We start from the raw sequence: 17440 nt of genomic DNA on the forward strand, positions 1-17440 counted from the left end.
GTCTTATTCTGAATATCCGTTCAAGTAACGCGAACTTTTTAGAACAAGAGTTTGAAATGGATATAGTAAGCCAGTCGTTTCAGAAGAAACGGCGTAGGTGAATCCGCACTTAAGGACAGCGTTATGGATACGAAATTTATCGACTGGCATACGGCAGATATCATTGCGGCACTGCGCAAAAGAGGGACGTCACTGGCAGCAGAGTCCCGCCGCCATGGTCTGAGTTCTTCCACCCTGGCCAACGCCCTGACCCGCCCCTGGCCAAAGGGAGAATTAATTATCGCGACGGCGCTGGAAACGCACCCGTGGGTGATCTGGCCCTCGCGCTACCACGATCCCATTACCCATGAATTCATCGACAGAACGCGCATGATGCGCCAGAGAAAGTTAAAGAAAGAACCACAGGAATAACGCGCTTTTTAGCAGGAACAGCAACCCCCCGGTCATCTCTGGCAGGGGGCTGCCGGAACGATTACTCGCCCTTCACACGCTCGATATTGGCACCCAGCGCGCGCAGTTTGTCTTCGATACGCTCATAACCACGATCGATGTGGTAAATACGATCCACCACCGTGGTACCTTCCGCAATACATCCCGCCAGCACCAGGCTTGCAGAAGCACGCAGATCGGTTGCCATCACCTGAGCACCTGACAGTTTCTCCACGCCGTGGCAAATCACGGTATTGCTCTCGATCTCAGCATGCGCACCCATACGGATCAGTTCCGGTACGTGCATAAAGCGGTTCTCGAAAATGGTCTCTGTGATGAAGCCTGTCCCTTCGGCAACCAGGTTCAACAGGGTGAACTGAGCCTGCATGTCCGTTGGGAACGCCGGATGCGGCGCCGTACGTACATTGACCGCTTTTGGACGCTGACCGTGCATATCGAGGCTGATCCAGTCTTCGCCGATTTCGATATCCGCGCCTGCATCACGCAGTTTCGCCAGCACCGCATCCAGGGTATCAGGCTGCGCGTTGCGACAAACAATCTTACCGCCAGAGATCGCTGCGGCCACCAGGAAGGTGCCAGTTTCGATACGGTCGGGCAGAACGCGATACACACCGCCGCCCAGACGCTCAACGCCTTCGATGGTGATACGGTCAGTACCCTGGCCGGAGATCTTCGCCCCCAGCGCCACGAGGAAGTTGGCAGTATCCACAATCTCAGGTTCACGCGCGGCGTTTTCGATGATGGTCGTGCCGTCTGCCAGCGTTGCCGCAGACATGATGGTGACGGTTGCGCCCACACTCACTTTGTCCATGACAATGTGCGCGCCTTTCAGACGACCGTTGACGGAGGCTTTAACGTAACCTTCTTCCAGCTTGATCTCAGCGCCCAGTTTCTCCAGACCATAGATATGCAGATCAACCGGACGCGCACCGATGGCGCAACCGCCCGGCAGTGAAACCTGACCCTGACCAAAACGCGCCACCAGCGGGCCAAGTGCCCAGATGGATGCACGCATGGTTTTCACCAGATCGTAAGGCGCAGAGAAGTTGTTCACGTTGCTGGCATCGATCCAGACGGAACCGTTACGCTCAACTTTCGTGCCCAGCTGGGTGAGCAGCTTCATGGTGGTGTCGATATCTTTCAGCTTCGGTACGTTCTGAATTTCTACCGGCTTTTCCGCGAGCAGCGCAGCAAAGAGGATTGGCAGCGCGGCGTTTTTCGCGCCAGAAATTGTGACTTCGCCCTGGAGACGCGTTGGCCCCTGTACACGAAATTTATCCATTGTGTGCTCTCTTATAAATTCAACCGTGCTGCGGGCCTGTCGCCCTCAGCTCAAAAACCGTTTAGTTTGCGATCGCGTGCCCACTCTTGCGGGGTGAACGCTTTAATCGACAGGGCGTGGATGCGGTTATCCGCAATATATTCCATCAGCGGCGCGTACACAGCCTGCTGTTTCTTCACACGGCTCATACCGTCGAACATCTCACCCACAGCAATAACCTGAAAGTGACTGCCATCGCCAGTGACGTGGGCTTCCTGAAGGGAGAGTGCATTCATCAGCACTGTCTGGATTTCATGATTTTCCATGGGTTCTTAATCATCTGATAGTGAAAACAAGCCCAACATCTTAGAGCAAAGTGGCGTCGTCTTAAACAAGCAAAAAGCCCCGACGATGAAACTGTCAGGGCTTTCGGAAGTAACGCACTGAAAATATTAACGAGGTAGGACGTCCGGAGGCAAATTGTAGAGTTGGGCAAGGGTAACGACATTATCGCTCGCGCCATGAAGCCTGACGCTTGTCCCCTGCTTTTTCCCCACAGCGACCAGATGGGCGAGCAGCGCAACACCTGCCGTATCCACCCGCGTGACGTCGGTTAAGTCGATGAGCGTCACGCCCTGCATCGCGTCGTGGCGTTTATCCCACAGTGGGTTCAGCAGGTCCTGATCAAGTTCACCGGACAGCTTTAACGTCTCACCTTCACGCGACCAGCTGAGTTGCTGCGACATTACTTTTTCTCGTCCAGAGTAATTTTCTGACGCGCAATAGACTGCAGTTGCGCGGTCAGGCCATCAATACCTTTGGTGCGCAGCAGGTCACTCCACTCGTTCTGTTTGGTGGTGATCATGCTTACCCCTTCGGCAATCATGTCATAGGCCTGCCAGTGCCCGGTCTGGCTGTTTTTACGCCACTGGAAATCCAGGCGCACCGGTGGACGGCCGTTAGGATCGTTGATCGTCACGCGGATAGGCACAATGGTGGCATCACCCAGCGGCTGCTCGGGAGCAATCTGATAGGTCTGGCCGTGGTACATCGCCAGCGCCTGACCATACGCCTGTTTCAGGTATTCACGGAACGCAGCAAAGTAGGCTTCACGCTGCGCAGGCGTCGCATCTTTGTAATAACGTCCCAGCACCAGCGCACCAGCATATTTGATCTGCACATAGGGCAGCAGTTCCTGGTCTACCACGTCACGCAGATAATCAGGATTCGCGCGAATTTTTGGCTGTTCGTTTTTGAGACGGTCGAAGGTTTTCTTCGCAGCTTCGTCCATCAGTTTGTACGGGTTGCTTTGATCCGCAGCATGAGCCGCAGTCAGGGGAGCAATGACCAGCATGGCAACCATTAACAGTCGTTTAAACATGAATGACTTCTCCTGAATTAATTCGTCGCACCTGGGGTCGGCGCAGCGTTGGTATGGTCTTCACTCTGCGCAGGGGCATCGTCAGACTTTTTATCATCCCCTTTACTGTTGTAAAGGAACTGACCAATCATATCTTCCAGCACCATCGCGGACTTCGTATCCTGGATAACGCTACCGTCTTTAAGGATAGTCGTTCCAAGCTCAGGGTCTTCAAAGCCAACGTTGAGCGCCAGGTATTGCTCTCCCAGCAGGCCGGAAGTACGGATTGACAGGGAGCTGGTGTCCGGAATGTGGTTGTAACGCTCTTCGATATCCATCGCAACGCGCGGCAGATACGTTTTCTCATCAAGCGTTATGTCTGATACACGCCCAATAACAACGCCACCAATACGCACCGGTGAGCGCGCTTTCAGGCCGCCGATATTATCGAAGGTGGCATAGACACGGTATGTCGGCTCGGTGCGCACTGAGGTGATATCCGCCGCTCGCAGACAGATAAACAGTGCGGCCAGCAGCGCCAGCAGCAGAAACACGCCGACCCAAATTTCATTTTTTCTCGTTTGCATGAACTCAATTCCCAAACATCAGTGCGGTGAGCACAAAATCCAGACCCAGTACGGCCAGCGACGAATGTACGACAGTACGTGTAGTTGCACGGCTAATGCCCGCCGACGTCGGAATGGCATCATAACCATTGAACAAGGCGATCCAGGTGACCGTAATGGCAAATACCACGCTTTTAATCAGGCAGTTAACCAGATCCATTCGCAGATCGATGGCATCCTGCATGGCGGACCAGAAGAAACCGGCATCAATGCCTTTCCAGTGGACCCCCACCAGCGAACCACCCCAGATCCCCACGGCGACAAACAGAATAGTCAGTAGGGGTAACGAGATCACCCCCGCCCAGAAACGCGGAGAGATGACCCGACGCAGCGGGTCGACCGCCATCATCTCCATGCTGGAGAGTTGCTCGGTGGCGCGCATCAGGCCAATTTCTGCCGTGAGTGCTGACCCTGCACGACCGGCGAACAGCAGCGCCGCCACAACCGGCCCCAGTTCACGCAGCAGTGAGAGCGCCACCAGCATCCCGAGGCTGGTTTCCGCACTGTAGGTGGTCAGAACGAGGTAGCCCTGCAGCCCCAGCACCATACCGATAAACAGGCCGGAGACAATGATGATGAGCATCGACAGCACACCGACATTATAAAGCTGCCGCACCAGCAGAGGCGCGTGCTTGCGAAACTCCGGCTTGCCAACCAGCGCGTTGAATAACATTAATCCGGCACGCCCGAACGTCCTGATGGTTTTTATGCCACGGTGTCCAAGGGCGGCCAACGCATTTAACAGCATGAGTGGCTTAACTCCCTAATCCCAGTAAATCGTCACGATAATCGCCCGCCGGGTAGCGGAACGGTACGGGTCCGTCAGCAATACCATCGAGGAATTGCCGCACGCGCGGATCGCAATTTTCCTGAAGCGCCTGGGCGCTGCCGTGTGCGACGATCTTTTTGTCCGCCACGATATAGGCGTAATCGGCAATGCTCAACACTTCCGGTACATCGTGAGACACCACAATACAGGTTACGCCGAGCGCGCTGTTCAGTTCAGAGATAAGCTTCACCAGCACGCCCATCGTGATGGGATCCTGTCCGACAAACGGTTCGTCAAACATGATTAAATCGGGTTCTAATGCAATGGCTCGCGCCAGTGCGGCACGTCGCGCCATCCCGCCAGACAGTTCTGAAGGCATCAGTTTCGCAGCCCCCCGCAGACCGACAGCTTCAAGCTTCATCATCACCGTGCTTTTCAGCAGTTCAGGCGGCAGGCTGGTATGTTCGCGCAGCGGATAAGCCACGTTATCAAAGACGTTCATGTCGGTGAACAGCGCCCCCGACTGAAAGAGCATACTCATACGTTTGCGGACAGTATACAGGCGCGAGCGCGACATCTCCGGGATGTTTTCGCCATCGAAGAGGATTTCACCGCTGTCAGGTGGTATCTGCCCACCAATAAGGCGCAGAAGGGTCGTTTTACCGATCCCGGACGGCCCCATGATGGCGGTAATTTTGCCACGCGGTACGGTCAACGAAATATCATCGAATATCAATCGATTACTACGCGAGAAACTCACACCGCGGACATCGACTAAATTCGCCATCGTTTGGCTCATTTATGGTTCCTTTCTTACCCTGCTCACGTTTAAGCGTGCAGCCTGAATCAGCCCTAAACTCAGCATTTTTACAGAATATTAGCCATTGAGGTTAGCGAAAGCTGGCATTTGTTTTACTTTTCCGGCGCATAAAGTCAAAATTAGGAATTCGTTACGCCTCAGACCGTATGCAGTCCAGCCATTCCCGCGCGATGGACCGACAAGTATACCTGAAGAAAGGACTTTTGATGCTTTTAGCAACAGCACTGTTAATAATTGGTTTACTTTTGGTGGTCTACAGTGCTGACCGTTTAGTGTTTGCTGCATCAATCCTGTGTCGCCTGACGGGCGTACCGCCGGTTGTCATCGGGATGACCGTTGTCAGTGTTGGCACGTCGCTTCCTGAAATCATCGTCTCTGTCTCGGCATCGTTGCACGGTCAGTTAGACCTGGCAATTGGCACCGCGATTGGCTCTAACATCGTCAACATCTTACTGATCCTGGGCCTGGCGGCGCTGCTCCATCCATTTCGCGTGCATTCTGATGTTCTGCGCCGTGAATTGCCGCTAATGTTAATCGTAAGTCTGCTGGCAGGCTGCGTATTTTATGATGGCGTACTGAGCTACAGCGACGGCATTTTCCTGCTGGCGCTGGCCGTCATTTGGCTGCTGTATAGTGTTAAAATCGCCCGCCAGGCTGAGAAGCTGGGTCATGACAGCCTCACGCGTGAGCAGGTCGCCGAACTCCCGCGCGAAGGTACGCTACCGGTCGCTCTGCTCTGGCTTGGCGTCGCGCTGATTATTATGCCGATGGCAACGCGCATGGTCGTGGATAACGCGACGGTGCTGGCGAACTTTTTCGCCATGAGTGAACTGACGATTGGCCTGACGGTGATTGCTATCGGCACCAGCCTGCCGGAGCTGGCCACCGCCATTGCGGGGGCACGTAAAGGGGAAGATGACATTGCCATTGGTAATATCATCGGTTCCAACATATTTAATATCGCGATTGTGATGGGTCTGCCGGCCCTGATTACGCCAGGGCCCTTCAACCCTCTGGCATTCTCTCGCGATTACGGAGTGATGTTGCTGGTCAGCGTGATATTCGCCCTGCTCTGCTGGCGGCGGCAACGACAGATCGGCAAAGGCGCAGGTGCGCTGCTGACAGGTGGATTTATCGTATGGATGGCGATGCTGTACTGGCTCTCGCCTCTTCTCTCTGGGTAAACGGAAACGCATTATGTCGCAAATAGAATTGCAGCCGGGTTTTGACTTTCAGAAAGCAGGCAAAGACGTTCTGGAGATTGAACGTGAAGGTCTGGCGCAGTTAGATCAGTACATTAATCAGGATTTTAGTCTGGCCTGTGAGAAGATGTTTTACTGTGCCGGTAAAGTCGTGGTGATGGGGATGGGCAAATCCGGTCATATTGGCCGCAAAATGGCGGCAACCTTTGCCAGCACCGGAACCTCCTCCTTCTTTGTCCACCCGGGAGAAGCCGCACACGGCGACCTGGGGATGGTCACGCCGCAGGATGTTGTCATCGCGCTGTCCAACTCCGGTGAATCCAATGAAATCCTGGCGCTAATCCCGGTACTGAAGCGCCTGCAGGTGCCGCTGATTTGCATGACCAGCCGCCCGGAAAGCAGCATGGCGCGTGCAGCCGATATTCACCTGTGCGTAAAAGTACCCAAAGAAGCCTGTCCTCTCGGTCTGGCGCCAACGTCCAGTACCACCGCGGCCCTGGTCATGGGCGATGCACTTGCCGTTGCGTTGCTGGAAGCGCGTGGTTTTACGCCGGAGGACTTCGCGCTTTCCCACCCGGGTGGCGCGCTGGGGCGCAAGCTGCTGCTTCGGGTAAACGACATTATGCACACCGGGGATGAGATCCCTCACGTCAGTAAAGAGGCCTCCCTGCGTGATGCGCTGCTGGAAATCACCCGCAAGAATCTGGGCATGACGGTCGTGTGTGACGACCTGATGAAAATTCAGGGGATCTTCACCGATGGCGACCTGCGTCGCGTGTTCGACATGGGTGTAGATGTCCGTACACTTGGCATTGCCGATGTCATGACGCCCGGCGGGATTCGCGTGCGTCCGGGTACGCTGGCCGTGGATGTGCTGAACCTGATGCAGTCCCGCCATATCACCTCCGTTATGGTTGCCGATGGCGACCAGTTGCTGGGTGTGGTACATATGCATGATCTGCTGCGCGCAGGCGTAGTGTAATGAAGGATAAGACAATGAGTAATGCGGGTGCATCCCTTGCAACCTGTTATGGACCGGTTAGTACCCAGATGATGGCAAAGGCGGAAAATATTCGTCTGCTCATCCTTGATGTCGATGGCGTACTCTCCGATGGCCTGATTTACATGGGCAATCATGGCGAAGAGCTGAAAGCGTTTAACGTCCGCGATGGCTACGGAATTCGCTGCGCGCTCACCTCGGGTATCGAGGTGGCTATCATCACCGGGCGGAAAGCTAAACTGGTAGAAGACCGCTGTGAAACCTTAGGGATTACCCATCTGTATCAGGGGCAATCCGATAAAATGGCAGCGTTCAACGATTTACTGGGTAAACTGGCGATCGCGCCGGAAAACGTGGCCTATGTCGGGGACGATTTGATTGACTGGCCAGTGATGGCTGAAGTCGGTCTCAGCATTGCGGTTGCTGACGCTCACCCGTTGCTGCTCCCACGCGCTGACTACGTTACCCACATCAACGGTGGCCGTGGTGCCGTACGTGAAGTCTGCGACCTGCTTCTGCTGGCGCAGGGCAAGCTTGATGAGGCCAAAGGGCAATCAATATGAGTAAAACCAGACGTTGGGTTATCATTCTGCTTTCGCTTGTCGCACTGGTATTGATTGGCGTGAACCTGGCCGATCGCGACGATACGCAAAAGGAAGTGATCAACAATAACGATCCAACCTACAAAAGCGATCACAGCGACACCGTGGTCTATAGCCCGGAAGGTGCGCTGAACTATCGCCTGGTTGCCCAGCATGTGGAATATTTTTCCGATGACGGCGTTTCGTGGTTTACCCAACCCGTCATGACCACATTCGATAAAGACAAAGTGCCGACGTGGTCAATTAAGTCAGATCGGGCCAAACTGACAAATGACCGTATGCTTTATCTGTATGGCCATGTTGAAGTCAACGCCCTGACCGCTGACTCGCAACTGCGGAAAATTACGACCGATAATGCCCAGATCAACCTGGTAACCCAGGACGTGACCTCGCAGGATCTGGTCACACTGTATGGCACAACATTTAATTCCAGCGGTTTAAGAATGCGCGGGAACTTACGCAGCAAGAACGCCGAGCTGATTGAAAAGGTTAGAACCTCCTATGAAATTCAAAACAAACAAACTCAGCCTTAAAGTAATTATCGCCAGCGCGATGCTGGCGGCCAGTCTCCCCGCGCTTGCTGTAACGGGCGATACCGACCAGCCGATCCACATCGAGTCTGACACTCAGTCCCTCGATATGCAGGGTAACGTCGTCACCTTCACGGGTAACGTCGTGATGACGCAGGGCACCATCAAAATTAACGCTGATAAAGTGGTCGTTACCCGTCCGGGTGGCGAGCAGGGCAAAGAGATCATTGATGGTTACGGCAACCCGGCCACCTTCTACCAGATGCAGGACAACGGCAAGCCGGTGAAAGGCCGCGCCTCGCATATGCACTATGAGCTGGCGAAAGACCTGGTTATCCTGACCGGAAACGCGTATCTGGAACAGCTGGACAGCAACATTACCGGCGACAAGATCACCTATCTGGTGAAAGAGCAAAAAATGCAGGCCTCCAGCGAGAAAGGCAAACGCGTAACCACCGTGCTGGTTCCGTCTCAGCTGCAGGATAAAGGCAAGGGTCAGGCCCCGGCACAGAAGAAGAGTAACTAATTCGTTATGGCAACATTAACTGCAAAAAATCTCGCGAAGGCCTATAAGGGCCGCCGTGTCGTAGAAGATGTCAGTCTGACCGTCAACTCCGGCGAAATTGTGGGCCTGCTTGGCCCTAACGGTGCGGGTAAAACCACCACCTTCTACATGGTGGTTGGCATTGTCCCGCGTGATGCCGGCAACATCATCATCGATGATGAAGACATCAGCCTGCTGCCACTGCACGCGCGCGCGCGTCGTGGCATCGGCTATCTGCCGCAGGAAGCCTCTATTTTCCGCCGTCTGAGCGTCTTTGATAACCTGATGGCGGTTCTGCAAATTCGTGACGACCTGACCAGCGAACAGCGTCAGGATCGCGCCAACGAGCTGATGGAAGAGTTTCACATCGAGCACCTGCGCGACAGCCTGGGTCAGGCATTGTCCGGCGGTGAACGCCGTCGTGTTGAGATTGCGCGCGCGCTGGCTGCAAACCCGAAATTTATCCTTCTGGATGAACCGTTTGCCGGTGTTGACCCAATCTCCGTCATCGACATTAAACGTATCATTGAGCATCTGCGTGACAGCGGGCTTGGCGTGCTGATCACCGACCACAACGTGCGTGAAACGCTTGCCGTCTGTGAGCGCGCGTACATTGTGAGCCAGGGCAATCTGATCGCCCACGGTACGCCGCAGCAGATCCTCGAAAACGATCATGTTAAGCGCGTCTATCTTGGGGAAGACTTCAGACTCTGATAGGGTAGAGGTAACGTAACGCCGAACCGGAGAAAAATGCTCTGAACATGAAGCAAGGTTTGCAATTAAGGCTCAGCCAACAACTGGCGATGACGCCGCAGTTACAGCAGGCAATTCGTCTGTTGCAACTGTCCACCTTAGAACTCCAGCAGGAGCTCCAGCAAGCGCTGGACAGCAATCCCCTGCTGGAGCAAGCCGATCTTCATGATGAGGTAGATACACAGCAGTCCCAGGATACAGAATCGCTCGATACCGCAGATGCACTCGAACAAAAAGAGATGCCGGACGAGCTTCCTCTGGATGCCAGCTGGGATGAAATTTATACCGCCGGCACCCCTTCCGGTACGCGTGCAGACTACCAGGACGATGAGCTGCCGGTTTATCAGGGCGAAACCACCCAGTCGCTGCAGGATTACCTGATGTGGCAGGTGGAGCTGACCCCGTTCTCCGATACCGATCGTGCCATTGCCACCTCCATTGTCGACGCCGTTGATGACACCGGCTATCTGACCGTCACGCTGGACGACATTCTGGAGAGCATGGGCGATGAAGAGATTGAGCTGGAAGAGATTGAAGCCGTTCTGAAACGTATTCAGCGTTTCGATCCCGTAGGCGTGGCAGCGAAAGATCTGCGCGACTGCCTGCTGATCCAGCTTTCTCAGTTCAGCAAAGAGACGCCATGGCTCGACGAAGCACGCTTAATCATCAGCGATCATCTGGATCTTCTCGCTAACCACGACTTTCGTAGCCTGATGCGCGTTACGCGCCTCAAAGAAGAGGTGCTGAAAGAGGCGGTGAATCTGATTCAGTCCCTCGATCCGCGGCCTGGTCAGTCGATCCAGACGAGTGAACCCGAGTACGTGATCCCGGACGTGCTGGTCAGAAAACATAACGACCGCTGGGTCGTTGAACTGAACTCTGACAGCATCCCTCGCCTGCAAATCAACCAGCAGTACGCCTCCATGTGCACCAGCGCGCGCAACGACGCCGATAATCAATATATTCGTAGCAACCTTCAGGAAGCGCGATGGTTGATCAAGAGTCTGGAGAGCCGAAATGATACCCTGCTTCGCGTGAGCCGCTGTATCGTCGAACAGCAGCAGGCATTCTTTGAACAGGGCGAAGAATATATGAAACCGATGGTACTGGCGGATATCGCTCAGGCCGTCGAGATGCATGAATCAACCATTTCCCGCGTCACCACGCAGAAGTATCTGCACAGTCCGCGCGGTATTTTTGAGCTTAAGTATTTCTTCTCCAGCCACGTGAGTACCGAGGGCGGCGGCGAAGCGTCGTCAACGGCGATTCGCGCACTGGTGAAGAAGTTAATCGCCGCGGAGAACCCCGCGAAGCCACTGAGTGACAGTAAGTTAACCACCATGCTGTCCGATCAGGGTATTATGGTGGCACGTCGTACTGTTGCGAAGTATCGAGAGTCTTTATCCATTCCGCCGTCAAACCAGCGTAAACAACTGGTGTGACACAACCGATAAGGAAGACACTATGCAGCTCAATATCACAGGACACAATGTCGAGATTACTGAGGCCTTACGTGATTTTGTGAACGCTAAGTTCGCGAAACTCGAGCAGTATTTCGAAAGGATCAACCAGGTCTACGTTGTGTTGAAAGTGGAGAAAGTGACTCATATCTCAGATGCGACCCTGCATGTAAACGGGGGTGAACTCCATGCCAGTGCGGAAGGGCAAGACATGTACGCTGCTATCGACGGCTTGATTGATAAGCTTGCGCGACAGCTCAATAAACATAAAGATAAACTGAAACAACACTAATTGTCCGGGCAGTTAACGGGTGCAGGACGGCCTGTTGTGAAAAACAACAGGCCATTTGTACAGTTAGCGCTTAGGTGAAATTATGATGAACAACGATTCCGCTCTTCAACTGAGCAATGTCCTTAACCAGGAATGTACCCGCAGTGCCGTTCACTGCCAGAGCAAAAAACGTGCGCTGGAGATCATCAGTGAACTGGCTGCAAAACAGCTGGGCCTGCCGCCGCAGGTGGTGTTCGAAGCGATCCTGACCCGTGAAAAGATGGGCAGTACCGGTATCGGCAACGGCATCGCGATCCCGCACGGCAAACTGGAAGAGGACACCCTGCGTGCCGTCGGTGTGTTTGTGCAACTGGAAACGCCAATTGCCTTTGATGCCATTGATAATCAGCCCGTCGATCTCCTCTTCGCGCTGCTGGTTCCTGCCGACCAGACCAAAACCCATCTGCACACGCTTTCGCTGGTCGCTAAACGTCTGGCCGATAAAACCATCTGCCGTCGACTGCGCTCAGCCCAAAGTGATGAAGAGCTTTATCAGATTATCACTGAAGCAGAAGGCAATCAGGATGACGCGTAACCAGGAGATGGCCTTCACATCTGTTGTCCTGAGGAGAAACGGAACATGGTGCTGATGATTGTCAGCGGTCGTTCAGGGTCGGGGAAATCCGTTGCCCTGCGCGCGCTGGAAGACATGGGTTTTTACTGCGTAGATAACCTGCCGGTGGTGTTATTGCCCGATCTGGCGCGTACCCTGGCGGAGAGACAAACCTCTGCTGCCGTCAGTATCGACGTTCGTAACATGCCCGAGTCGCCTGAAATCTTCGAGCAGGCAATGAGTAACCTGCCTGACGCATTCTCGCCTCAGCTGCTGTTTCTCGATGCCGATCGCAATACCCTGATCCGCCGCTACAGCGATACCCGGCGTTTGCACCCGCTTTCCAGTAAAAATCTCTCGCTGGAAAGCGCCATCGACGAAGAGAGCGATCTGCTGGAACCGCTGCGTTCACGCGCCGACCTGATTGTCGATACCTCAGAGATGTCCGTTCATGAACTGGCGGAAATGCTGCGTACCCGCCTGCTGGGCAAACGCGAGCGCGAACTGACGATGGTGTTCGAATCCTTTGGCTTTAAGCACGGTATTCCGATTGATGCGGACTATGTTTTCGACGTGCGCTTCCTGCCGAACCCGCACTGGGATCCTAAACTGCGTCCTATGACCGGCCTGGATAAACCCGTTGCGGCGTTCCTCGACAGGCACACAGAAGTTCACAATTTTATCTACCAGACGCGAAGCTACCTTGAGCTATGGTTACCTATGCTGGAGACAAACAATCGTAGCTACCTGACGGTGGCGATTGGCTGTACCGGCGGTAAACATCGTTCGGTCTACATTGCCGAACAGCTGGCCGACTATTTCCGCTCGCGCGGCAAGAACGTTCAGTCCCGTCATCGCACGCTGGAAAAACGTAAAACATGACCGTAAAACAAACCGTTGAGATCACCAACAAGCTGGGAATGCATGCACGCCCGGCGATGAAACTGTTTGAGCTGATGCAGGGTTTTGATGCAGAAGTTCTGTTGCGCAATGATGAAGGCACCGAAGCGGAAGCGAACAGCGTTATCGCCCTGCTAATGCTGGATTCTGCCAAAGGGCGCCAGATTGAGGTCGAAGCCACCGGCCCTCAGGAAGAGGAAGCGCTGGCGGCGGTGATTGCGCTGTTTAATGCCGGGTTTGACGAAGATTAGGTCTGCCATTCTGGCGGGTGGCGCTGCGCTTACCCGCCCTACATCAGATGATTACGCTGCATAAACCCCTCTCCACCCAGCTGTCGCATCTGACGCATGATCCACGCCTGACGGCTTCGCACGTAGCCTGATGGGGCACTGGCCTTAAAGCGAAGAGGATTAGGCAGTACAGCGGCTAACAGCGCGGCCTCCGACATGCTTAGCCTGCTGGCAGGTTTATTAAAATAGCGTTGTGATGCAGCTTCGACACCAAATACCCCCTCCCCAAACTCGGCAATATTGAGATAGACGGTCAGAATGCGCTTTTTGCTCCAGACTGTTTCCATTCCCAGGGTCAGCCCCGCTTCCAGCCCTTTTCGCACCCAGCTTCGGCCATCCCACAGGAAAAGATTTTTTGCCGTCTGTTGCGACAGGGTAGACGCACCGCGCACGCGATTTTCATGGCGTGCGTTATGGGCAAGCGCCTTTTCAATCGCGGCCACATCGAACCCCCAGTGCTCCGGGAACTTCTGATCTTCCGCCGCGATGACTGCCAGCCCCATCCACGGTGAGATCTCGTCCGTACTCACCCAGTCAGAATGCGCGACATAGCCAAAATCACCGGAGAACCACGCGCTGAGCTGACGCTCAACCATAACGGCTGAAAACGGTACTGGCAAAATGCTGAACACGGCCAGTCCGCCTCCCCAGAACACCGCCAGCACGAGTACGATGCGCAAAAGAAGGTATTTCACCCATTTTCCTGCGGAAGACTGTCGCCTCATTCCGTCAGCACCAGTACCCGGGCTACCAGTTTTTCAATACCCTCAGCCGCTTGCGCGATATTCTGCGCCAGCATGTACGCGGGCGTGGTGACGATTTTGTTCTCTTCATCCACGACAATGTCATCGACCGGGCACGGAACATGTTCGCCACCCATCTCCTCGATGACCTCAGCAGTGTCGATATCGGTCCCGATTGTCAGCCGTAACGGGAAATCAAAAATGTTTGGCAGCATGGCCGGTGCAATGCAGATAAAGCCCAGCGGCTTACCCGCCGCATGCATCGCCTGCGCCAGCGCTTTTAAATCCGCGTCCACCTTGCAAGCCGCGCCTTCAGCAGCAAAAGTGCTGAGATTTTTCGCGGCACCGAAGCCACCCGGCACAATGAGCGCATCCAGTTCAGCAGCATTTGCCTGGGCCAGCGGACGAATTTCTCCCCGGGCAATACGCGCGGCTTCAATCAACACATTACGGGTTTCGGCCATTGGCTCGCCGGTCAGATGGTTAATGACATCCGCCTGATTTTTATCTGGCGCAAAACACATCACCTCTGCGCCCTGTTTTGCCAGAGCCAGTAGGGTAATTACGGCTTCATGTATCTCTGAGCCATCATAAACACCGCATCCGCTCAGGACGACACCCATTTTTTTCATCTTGACGATCCTTCTTTGCAACTTGCTGAAGCACATTAATAATTTTGATTAAAACGCTATGCTTCACACATTTCACTGATTCATGTAACAAACCATTTAAGATTTGCTATCTTATCTGCGTGCGGCCTAAATTTTTCAGGCGGCGCCCATTCGAAAATAACGTTTAAAAACAGGCGCAGCCACGATTTCCCTGGTGTTGGCGCAGTATTCGCGCACCCCGGTTAAACCGGGGTCATTTTTTTCTGGCGTCCACCCAGGCTTTAAGCACCGCCACATCGTTCTGCCACTCTTGTTTCATCTCTTCAACCCAATCACCCACGTTATCTTCCCAGGCGGGTAAATCAGGCGACTGAATCTGTTGGCCCAGCTGCTGCAGGTGGCGTAACCCGACCGAGCCGGCGGCTCCTTTGATTTTATGCCCTTCTTCCACGATGCCCTTCTGGTCCCGTGCCGTCAGGTTTGACTCCAGCACGCTCAGATAGCCCGGCATCATTTTTTCAAACACAGCCAGACCGTCGGTAATCAGTTTCGGGCCGACCAGGTCAATGTACTGCTCCAGCATCGCGGTATCGAGTATCGTTTGGGCTTTTGCGCTATCAACAGACGTCATGGTGCTCTCCTCTTCATCACGGGTATCCCAGAACTTCTTGATCATGGCGGTCAGAGCAGGCACCGCCAGCGGCTTGCTGAGTACATCGTCCATACCGGCGTCGAGATACTCTTTTTTGTCTTTCAGTACGTTTGCCGTTAGCGCCACCAGCGGCGGCAGTTCGTCAGCCGCGTACTGACGCGTCAGTTCACGCGAGATATCCAGCCCGGTCATATCCGGCAACTGGATATCCAGCAGAACGAGGTCATATTCGCCCGGTGTAAACATCTCCAGCGCGGCTTTACCGGTCATTGCCACATCCACGCTGTTGCCCAGTTTTTCCAGCACCGAGCGCGCCACAATGACGTTCAGCTCAATATCTTCCACCAGCAGGACGTGCAGGGCTGGCAGCGGCATATCGTCGTTTTCAAAGGTATCCTCAACTTCTTCCGCCACCGCTGGCGCATGCACCGTCAGCGTAAAGGTTGATCCTTTGCCCGGCTGGCTGGCAACGGTAATATCACCGCCCATGCTCTTCGCCAGCCGTTTAGACACCGCCAGGCCAATACCGGTCCCGGTGGCAGGTTTTCCGCCGTTGCTGTCTTTCACCTGGTAGTACATCGCGAAAATTTTGTCCTGCTCTTCCTGTGGAATACCGATCCCGGAGTCCTCCACCTCGAAGTGCAGCATGTCGCCTGCGTCATAGCGGATACGCACCGCCACCTGCCCTTTCTGGGTAAATTTCACCGCGTTGCTGATCAGGTTCCACAGGATCTGGCGCAACCGCGTACCGTCGGTAACCACTTTATGCGGCAGCGGCAGGGTGGGCTCCATGACGAACCTCAGCCCTTTCTGCTGCGCCTGAAGACCAGACAGATTTTCCAGATCGGCAAGGAAACTGGTGAAATCAATCGGCTGGTTATCAAGCTGAACCTTACGGCGTTCCATCTTATCCATATCGATAATATCGTTGAAGATATTACCCAGCGTAACCGCCGAGACATGAATTGTTTTCAGGTACTTTTCCTGCTCTGCAGTGAGATCGGTATCCAGCAGAATACGGCTCAGCCCTACAATGCCATTGAGCGGCGTACGCAGTTCGTGGCTAATGGTGGAAATAAAGGTAGTTTTATCGCGGCTGGCGCGCTCCAGGGCATCCTGATAGCGCTTACGCTCGGTGATATCACGGCCGAAGCCCATCAGGCCGTGGCGTTTCCCTACGCGGTCATAATAGGGCACCTTACGGATCTCAAAGCAGGCTTTGCGGCCATCCGGATAATCCAGCCACTGCTCGTAGGTCAGCGAGACGTTATGTCGGAACACTTTTTCGTCCGTTTCCATGACCTTGGCGGCCGCCTCCTCAGAGTAAACGTCCTGCGGCTTCAGATGAATCAACTGCTTCTCGCTTTTTCCGGTCAGGAGTTCCATTGCCCGGTTACAGCCGGAAAACTCTTTATCTTCGTTGCGGTAGAACACCAGATCCGGCGAAGCATCCAGGAACGAACGCAGGAAAGAGGATTGCTGCTCAAGCTGGATCTGCGTCACCTCGCGCTCTTTCATTTCAACTTTCAGCTGTTCCAGCGTGGCCTGACGCTCCGCCTCCGCCTTCTCACGATCTGAAATTTCCTGATTCAGCTGCGCAATATTGTCTTTAAGCTGAACGTTGAGTTTCAGATCGCGCTCGCGCATCTCCTCCAGTTTATCCACCAGTTTTGACAAGCGCTGACGAGACTCCTCAAGCTGTTCAACCACGACGGAAAGGAAATAGACGGCCCAGGGGGTAATAAGCAAGCCAAAGAAGATAGAGCGGATGACGTCGATACTCTCAACCTGGCCATGCAGAACCATGGTGACGGCCATTTGCACGACAATGGCCAGAACGACCAGCGCCAGCGCCAGCAGCATGGAGAAACGCACCAGCCCAAGCTTCATCATCAGGTCGACGTAATACTGGGCAAGCATTCGAATTTGCTTCATAGAGGATCCCTTCACGACTTTATCGCTCAATAATACTCAAATTCGGGG

22 protein-coding genes are annotated in these 17440 nt (G+C 54.3%); 12 read left to right on the forward strand and 10 right to left on the reverse strand.

Translation table 11 applies throughout. The annotated features are described in order from the left end of the window. The first annotated feature begins 123 nt into the window (after window positions 1-123). The gene (gene sfsB, locus L383_RS08235) at window positions 124-411 is read left to right on the forward strand and encodes a DNA-binding transcriptional regulator SfsB (protein WP_014885384.1); all 288 of its coding nucleotides are present in this window, start codon (window positions 124-126) and stop codon (window positions 409-411) included. 61 nt (window positions 412-472) lie between these two features. Here the strand turns inward: sfsB and murA are convergent, their stop codons facing one another. From murA to mlaF, 7 genes are all read right to left on the reverse strand, one after another. Then, window positions 473-1732 carry a UDP-N-acetylglucosamine 1-carboxyvinyltransferase gene (gene murA, locus L383_RS08230; protein WP_023331399.1) on the reverse strand — a complete coding sequence of 420 codons (1260 nt, stop codon included), beginning with the start codon at window positions 1730-1732 and terminating at the stop codon, window positions 473-475. A gap of 50 nt (window positions 1733-1782) precedes the next feature. After that, window positions 1783-2037 (reverse strand): BolA family iron metabolism protein IbaG, encoded by a 255-nt coding sequence (gene ibaG / locus L383_RS08225; protein WP_008501458.1) that lies wholly within the window; start codon window positions 2035-2037, stop codon window positions 1783-1785. A 126-nt stretch (window positions 2038-2163) separates the two neighbouring features. Continuing rightward, window positions 2164-2457, reverse strand: coding sequence for a lipid asymmetry maintenance protein MlaB (gene mlaB / locus L383_RS08220; protein ID WP_014885386.1), 294 nt, complete (start codon window positions 2455-2457; stop codon window positions 2164-2166). Beyond that, window positions 2457-3092: a phospholipid-binding protein MlaC gene (gene mlaC / locus L383_RS08215; RefSeq protein WP_014885387.1), complete on the reverse strand. Its 636-nt coding sequence runs from the start codon at window positions 3090-3092 to the stop codon at window positions 2457-2459. Before mlaC ends, mlaB begins: the two co-directional genes overlap by 1 nt. Before the next feature lie 17 nt (window positions 3093-3109). Further along, window positions 3110-3658: an outer membrane lipid asymmetry maintenance protein MlaD gene (gene mlaD / locus L383_RS08210; RefSeq protein ID WP_014885388.1), complete on the reverse strand. Its 549-nt coding sequence runs from the start codon at window positions 3656-3658 to the stop codon at window positions 3110-3112. Between the two features lie 4 nt (window positions 3659-3662). After that, a complete protein-coding gene (gene mlaE, locus L383_RS08205) occupies window positions 3663-4445 on the reverse strand; it encodes a lipid asymmetry maintenance ABC transporter permease subunit MlaE (RefSeq protein ID WP_010436044.1) in 783 nt (260 codons plus the stop codon). 7 nt (window positions 4446-4452) lie between these two features. Next, window positions 4453-5265 (reverse strand): phospholipid ABC transporter ATP-binding protein MlaF, encoded by an 813-nt coding sequence (mlaF, locus tag L383_RS08200; protein WP_014885389.1) that lies wholly within the window; start codon window positions 5263-5265, stop codon window positions 4453-4455. A gap of 227 nt (window positions 5266-5492) precedes the next feature. On the opposite strand from mlaF, the gene L383_RS08195 reads away from it, so the two are divergent. The 11 genes from L383_RS08195 to npr all read left to right on the forward strand — a co-directional run bounded on the left by L383_RS08195 (window position 5493) and on the right by npr (window position 13412). After that, window positions 5493-6470, forward strand: a complete 978-nt coding sequence (locus tag L383_RS08195; RefSeq protein WP_014885390.1) for a calcium/sodium antiporter — start codon at window positions 5493-5495, stop codon at window positions 6468-6470. A 13-nt stretch (window positions 6471-6483) separates the two neighbouring features. Further along, window positions 6484-7470 carry an arabinose-5-phosphate isomerase KdsD gene (gene kdsD, locus L383_RS08190; RefSeq protein WP_014885391.1) on the forward strand — a complete coding sequence of 329 codons (987 nt, stop codon included), beginning with the start codon at window positions 6484-6486 and terminating at the stop codon, window positions 7468-7470. A 14-nt stretch (window positions 7471-7484) separates the two neighbouring features. Next, a complete protein-coding gene (gene kdsC / locus L383_RS08185; protein ID WP_023331400.1) occupies window positions 7485-8051 on the forward strand; it encodes a 3-deoxy-manno-octulosonate-8-phosphatase KdsC in 567 nt (188 codons plus the stop codon). Beyond that, window positions 8048-8623: an LPS export ABC transporter periplasmic protein LptC gene (gene lptC, locus L383_RS08180; RefSeq protein ID WP_023331401.1), complete on the forward strand. Its 576-nt coding sequence runs from the start codon at window positions 8048-8050 to the stop codon at window positions 8621-8623. Before kdsC ends, lptC begins: the two co-directional genes overlap by 4 nt. Continuing rightward, a complete protein-coding gene (lptA, locus tag L383_RS08175) occupies window positions 8592-9146 on the forward strand; it encodes a lipopolysaccharide ABC transporter substrate-binding protein LptA (protein WP_023331402.1) in 555 nt (184 codons plus the stop codon). Before lptC ends, lptA begins: the two co-directional genes overlap by 32 nt. Window positions 9147-9152: 6 nt before the next feature. Then, complete coding sequence (gene lptB, locus L383_RS08170) at window positions 9153-9878, forward strand: LPS export ABC transporter ATP-binding protein (RefSeq protein WP_014885395.1); 726 nt, start codon at window positions 9153-9155, stop codon at window positions 9876-9878. 47 nt (window positions 9879-9925) lie between these two features. After that, window positions 9926-11359, forward strand: a complete 1434-nt coding sequence (gene rpoN, locus L383_RS08165) for an RNA polymerase factor sigma-54 (protein WP_014885396.1) — start codon at window positions 9926-9928, stop codon at window positions 11357-11359. Window positions 11360-11381: 22 nt separating this feature from the next. Then, window positions 11382-11669, forward strand: coding sequence for a ribosome hibernation promoting factor (gene hpf, locus L383_RS08160; RefSeq protein WP_014171818.1), 288 nt, complete (start codon window positions 11382-11384; stop codon window positions 11667-11669). A gap of 82 nt (window positions 11670-11751) precedes the next feature. Next, complete coding sequence (gene ptsN, locus L383_RS08155; protein WP_008501443.1) at window positions 11752-12243, forward strand: PTS IIA-like nitrogen regulatory protein PtsN; 492 nt, start codon at window positions 11752-11754, stop codon at window positions 12241-12243. Between the two features lie 45 nt (window positions 12244-12288). After that, window positions 12289-13143, forward strand: coding sequence for an RNase adapter RapZ (rapZ, locus tag L383_RS08150; protein WP_014885397.1), 855 nt, complete (start codon window positions 12289-12291; stop codon window positions 13141-13143). Next, a complete protein-coding gene (gene npr / locus L383_RS08145) occupies window positions 13140-13412 on the forward strand; it encodes a PTS phosphocarrier protein NPr (protein WP_003861872.1) in 273 nt (90 codons plus the stop codon). Before rapZ ends, npr begins: the two co-directional genes overlap by 4 nt. A gap of 38 nt (window positions 13413-13450) precedes the next feature. On the opposite strand, the gene mtgA is transcribed toward npr, so the two are convergent. From mtgA to arcB, 3 genes are all read right to left on the reverse strand, one after another. Beyond that, window positions 13451-14176, reverse strand: a complete 726-nt coding sequence (gene mtgA, locus L383_RS08140; RefSeq protein WP_023331403.1) for a monofunctional biosynthetic peptidoglycan transglycosylase — start codon at window positions 14174-14176, stop codon at window positions 13451-13453. After that, window positions 14173-14826, reverse strand: coding sequence for an isoprenoid biosynthesis glyoxalase ElbB (gene elbB, locus L383_RS08135; RefSeq protein WP_014885399.1), 654 nt, complete (start codon window positions 14824-14826; stop codon window positions 14173-14175). Before elbB ends, mtgA begins: the two co-directional genes overlap by 4 nt. Before the next feature lie 232 nt (window positions 14827-15058). Further along, the gene (gene arcB, locus L383_RS08130; RefSeq protein WP_014885400.1) at window positions 15059-17392 is read right to left on the reverse strand and encodes an aerobic respiration two-component sensor histidine kinase ArcB; all 2334 of its coding nucleotides are present in this window, start codon (window positions 17390-17392) and stop codon (window positions 15059-15061) included. Window positions 17393-17440: the final 48 nt, after the last annotated feature.

Origin of the sequence: Enterobacter sp. MGH 37 (genome assembly GCF_000534515.1) — a bacterium.
GTDB lineage: Bacteria > Pseudomonadota > Gammaproteobacteria > Enterobacterales > Enterobacteriaceae > Enterobacter > Enterobacter kobei.

Excerpts from the sequence above, each read along its gene's own strand:
- L383_RS08195 (WP_014885390.1), top strand. The coding sequence starts at position 5,493 with ATGCTTTTAGCAACAGCACTGTTAATAATTGGTTTACTTTTGGTGGTC.
- murA (WP_023331399.1), bottom strand. The coding sequence starts at position 1,732 with ATGGATAAATTTCGTGTACAGGGGCCAACGCGTCTCCAGGGCGAAGTC.
- lptB (WP_014885395.1), top strand. The coding sequence starts at position 9,153 with ATGGCAACATTAACTGCAAAAAATCTCGCGAAGGCCTATAAGGGCCGC.
- mlaE (WP_010436044.1), bottom strand. The coding sequence starts at position 4,445 with ATGCTGTTAAATGCGTTGGCCGCCCTTGGACACCGTGGCATAAAAACC.
- arcB (WP_014885400.1), bottom strand. The coding sequence starts at position 17,392 with ATGAAGCAAATTCGAATGCTTGCCCAGTATTACGTCGACCTGATGATG.
- ptsN (WP_008501443.1), top strand. The coding sequence starts at position 11,752 with ATGATGAACAACGATTCCGCTCTTCAACTGAGCAATGTCCTTAACCAG.
- rapZ (WP_014885397.1), top strand. The coding sequence starts at position 12,289 with ATGGTGCTGATGATTGTCAGCGGTCGTTCAGGGTCGGGGAAATCCGTT.
- ibaG (WP_008501458.1), bottom strand. The coding sequence starts at position 2,037 with ATGGAAAATCATGAAATCCAGACAGTGCTGATGAATGCACTCTCCCTT.
- mtgA (WP_023331403.1), bottom strand. The coding sequence starts at position 14,176 with ATGAGGCGACAGTCTTCCGCAGGAAAATGGGTGAAATACCTTCTTTTG.
- hpf (WP_014171818.1), top strand. The coding sequence starts at position 11,382 with ATGCAGCTCAATATCACAGGACACAATGTCGAGATTACTGAGGCCTTA.
- lptA (WP_023331402.1), top strand. The coding sequence starts at position 8,592 with ATGAAATTCAAAACAAACAAACTCAGCCTTAAAGTAATTATCGCCAGC.
- npr (WP_003861872.1), top strand. The coding sequence starts at position 13,140 with ATGACCGTAAAACAAACCGTTGAGATCACCAACAAGCTGGGAATGCAT.
- rpoN (WP_014885396.1), top strand. The coding sequence starts at position 9,926 with ATGAAGCAAGGTTTGCAATTAAGGCTCAGCCAACAACTGGCGATGACG.
- kdsD (WP_014885391.1), top strand. The coding sequence starts at position 6,484 with ATGTCGCAAATAGAATTGCAGCCGGGTTTTGACTTTCAGAAAGCAGGC.
- mlaC (WP_014885387.1), bottom strand. The coding sequence starts at position 3,092 with ATGTTTAAACGACTGTTAATGGTTGCCATGCTGGTCATTGCTCCCCTG.
- lptC (WP_023331401.1), top strand. The coding sequence starts at position 8,048 with ATGAGTAAAACCAGACGTTGGGTTATCATTCTGCTTTCGCTTGTCGCA.
- mlaB (WP_014885386.1), bottom strand. The coding sequence starts at position 2,457 with ATGTCGCAGCAACTCAGCTGGTCGCGTGAAGGTGAGACGTTAAAGCTG.
- kdsC (WP_023331400.1), top strand. The coding sequence starts at position 7,485 with ATGAGTAATGCGGGTGCATCCCTTGCAACCTGTTATGGACCGGTTAGT.
- mlaF (WP_014885389.1), bottom strand. The coding sequence starts at position 5,265 with ATGAGCCAAACGATGGCGAATTTAGTCGATGTCCGCGGTGTGAGTTTC.
- elbB (WP_014885399.1), bottom strand. The coding sequence starts at position 14,826 with ATGAAAAAAATGGGTGTCGTCCTGAGCGGATGCGGTGTTTATGATGGC.
- mlaD (WP_014885388.1), bottom strand. The coding sequence starts at position 3,658 with ATGCAAACGAGAAAAAATGAAATTTGGGTCGGCGTGTTTCTGCTGCTG.
- sfsB (WP_014885384.1), top strand. The coding sequence starts at position 124 with ATGGATACGAAATTTATCGACTGGCATACGGCAGATATCATTGCGGCA.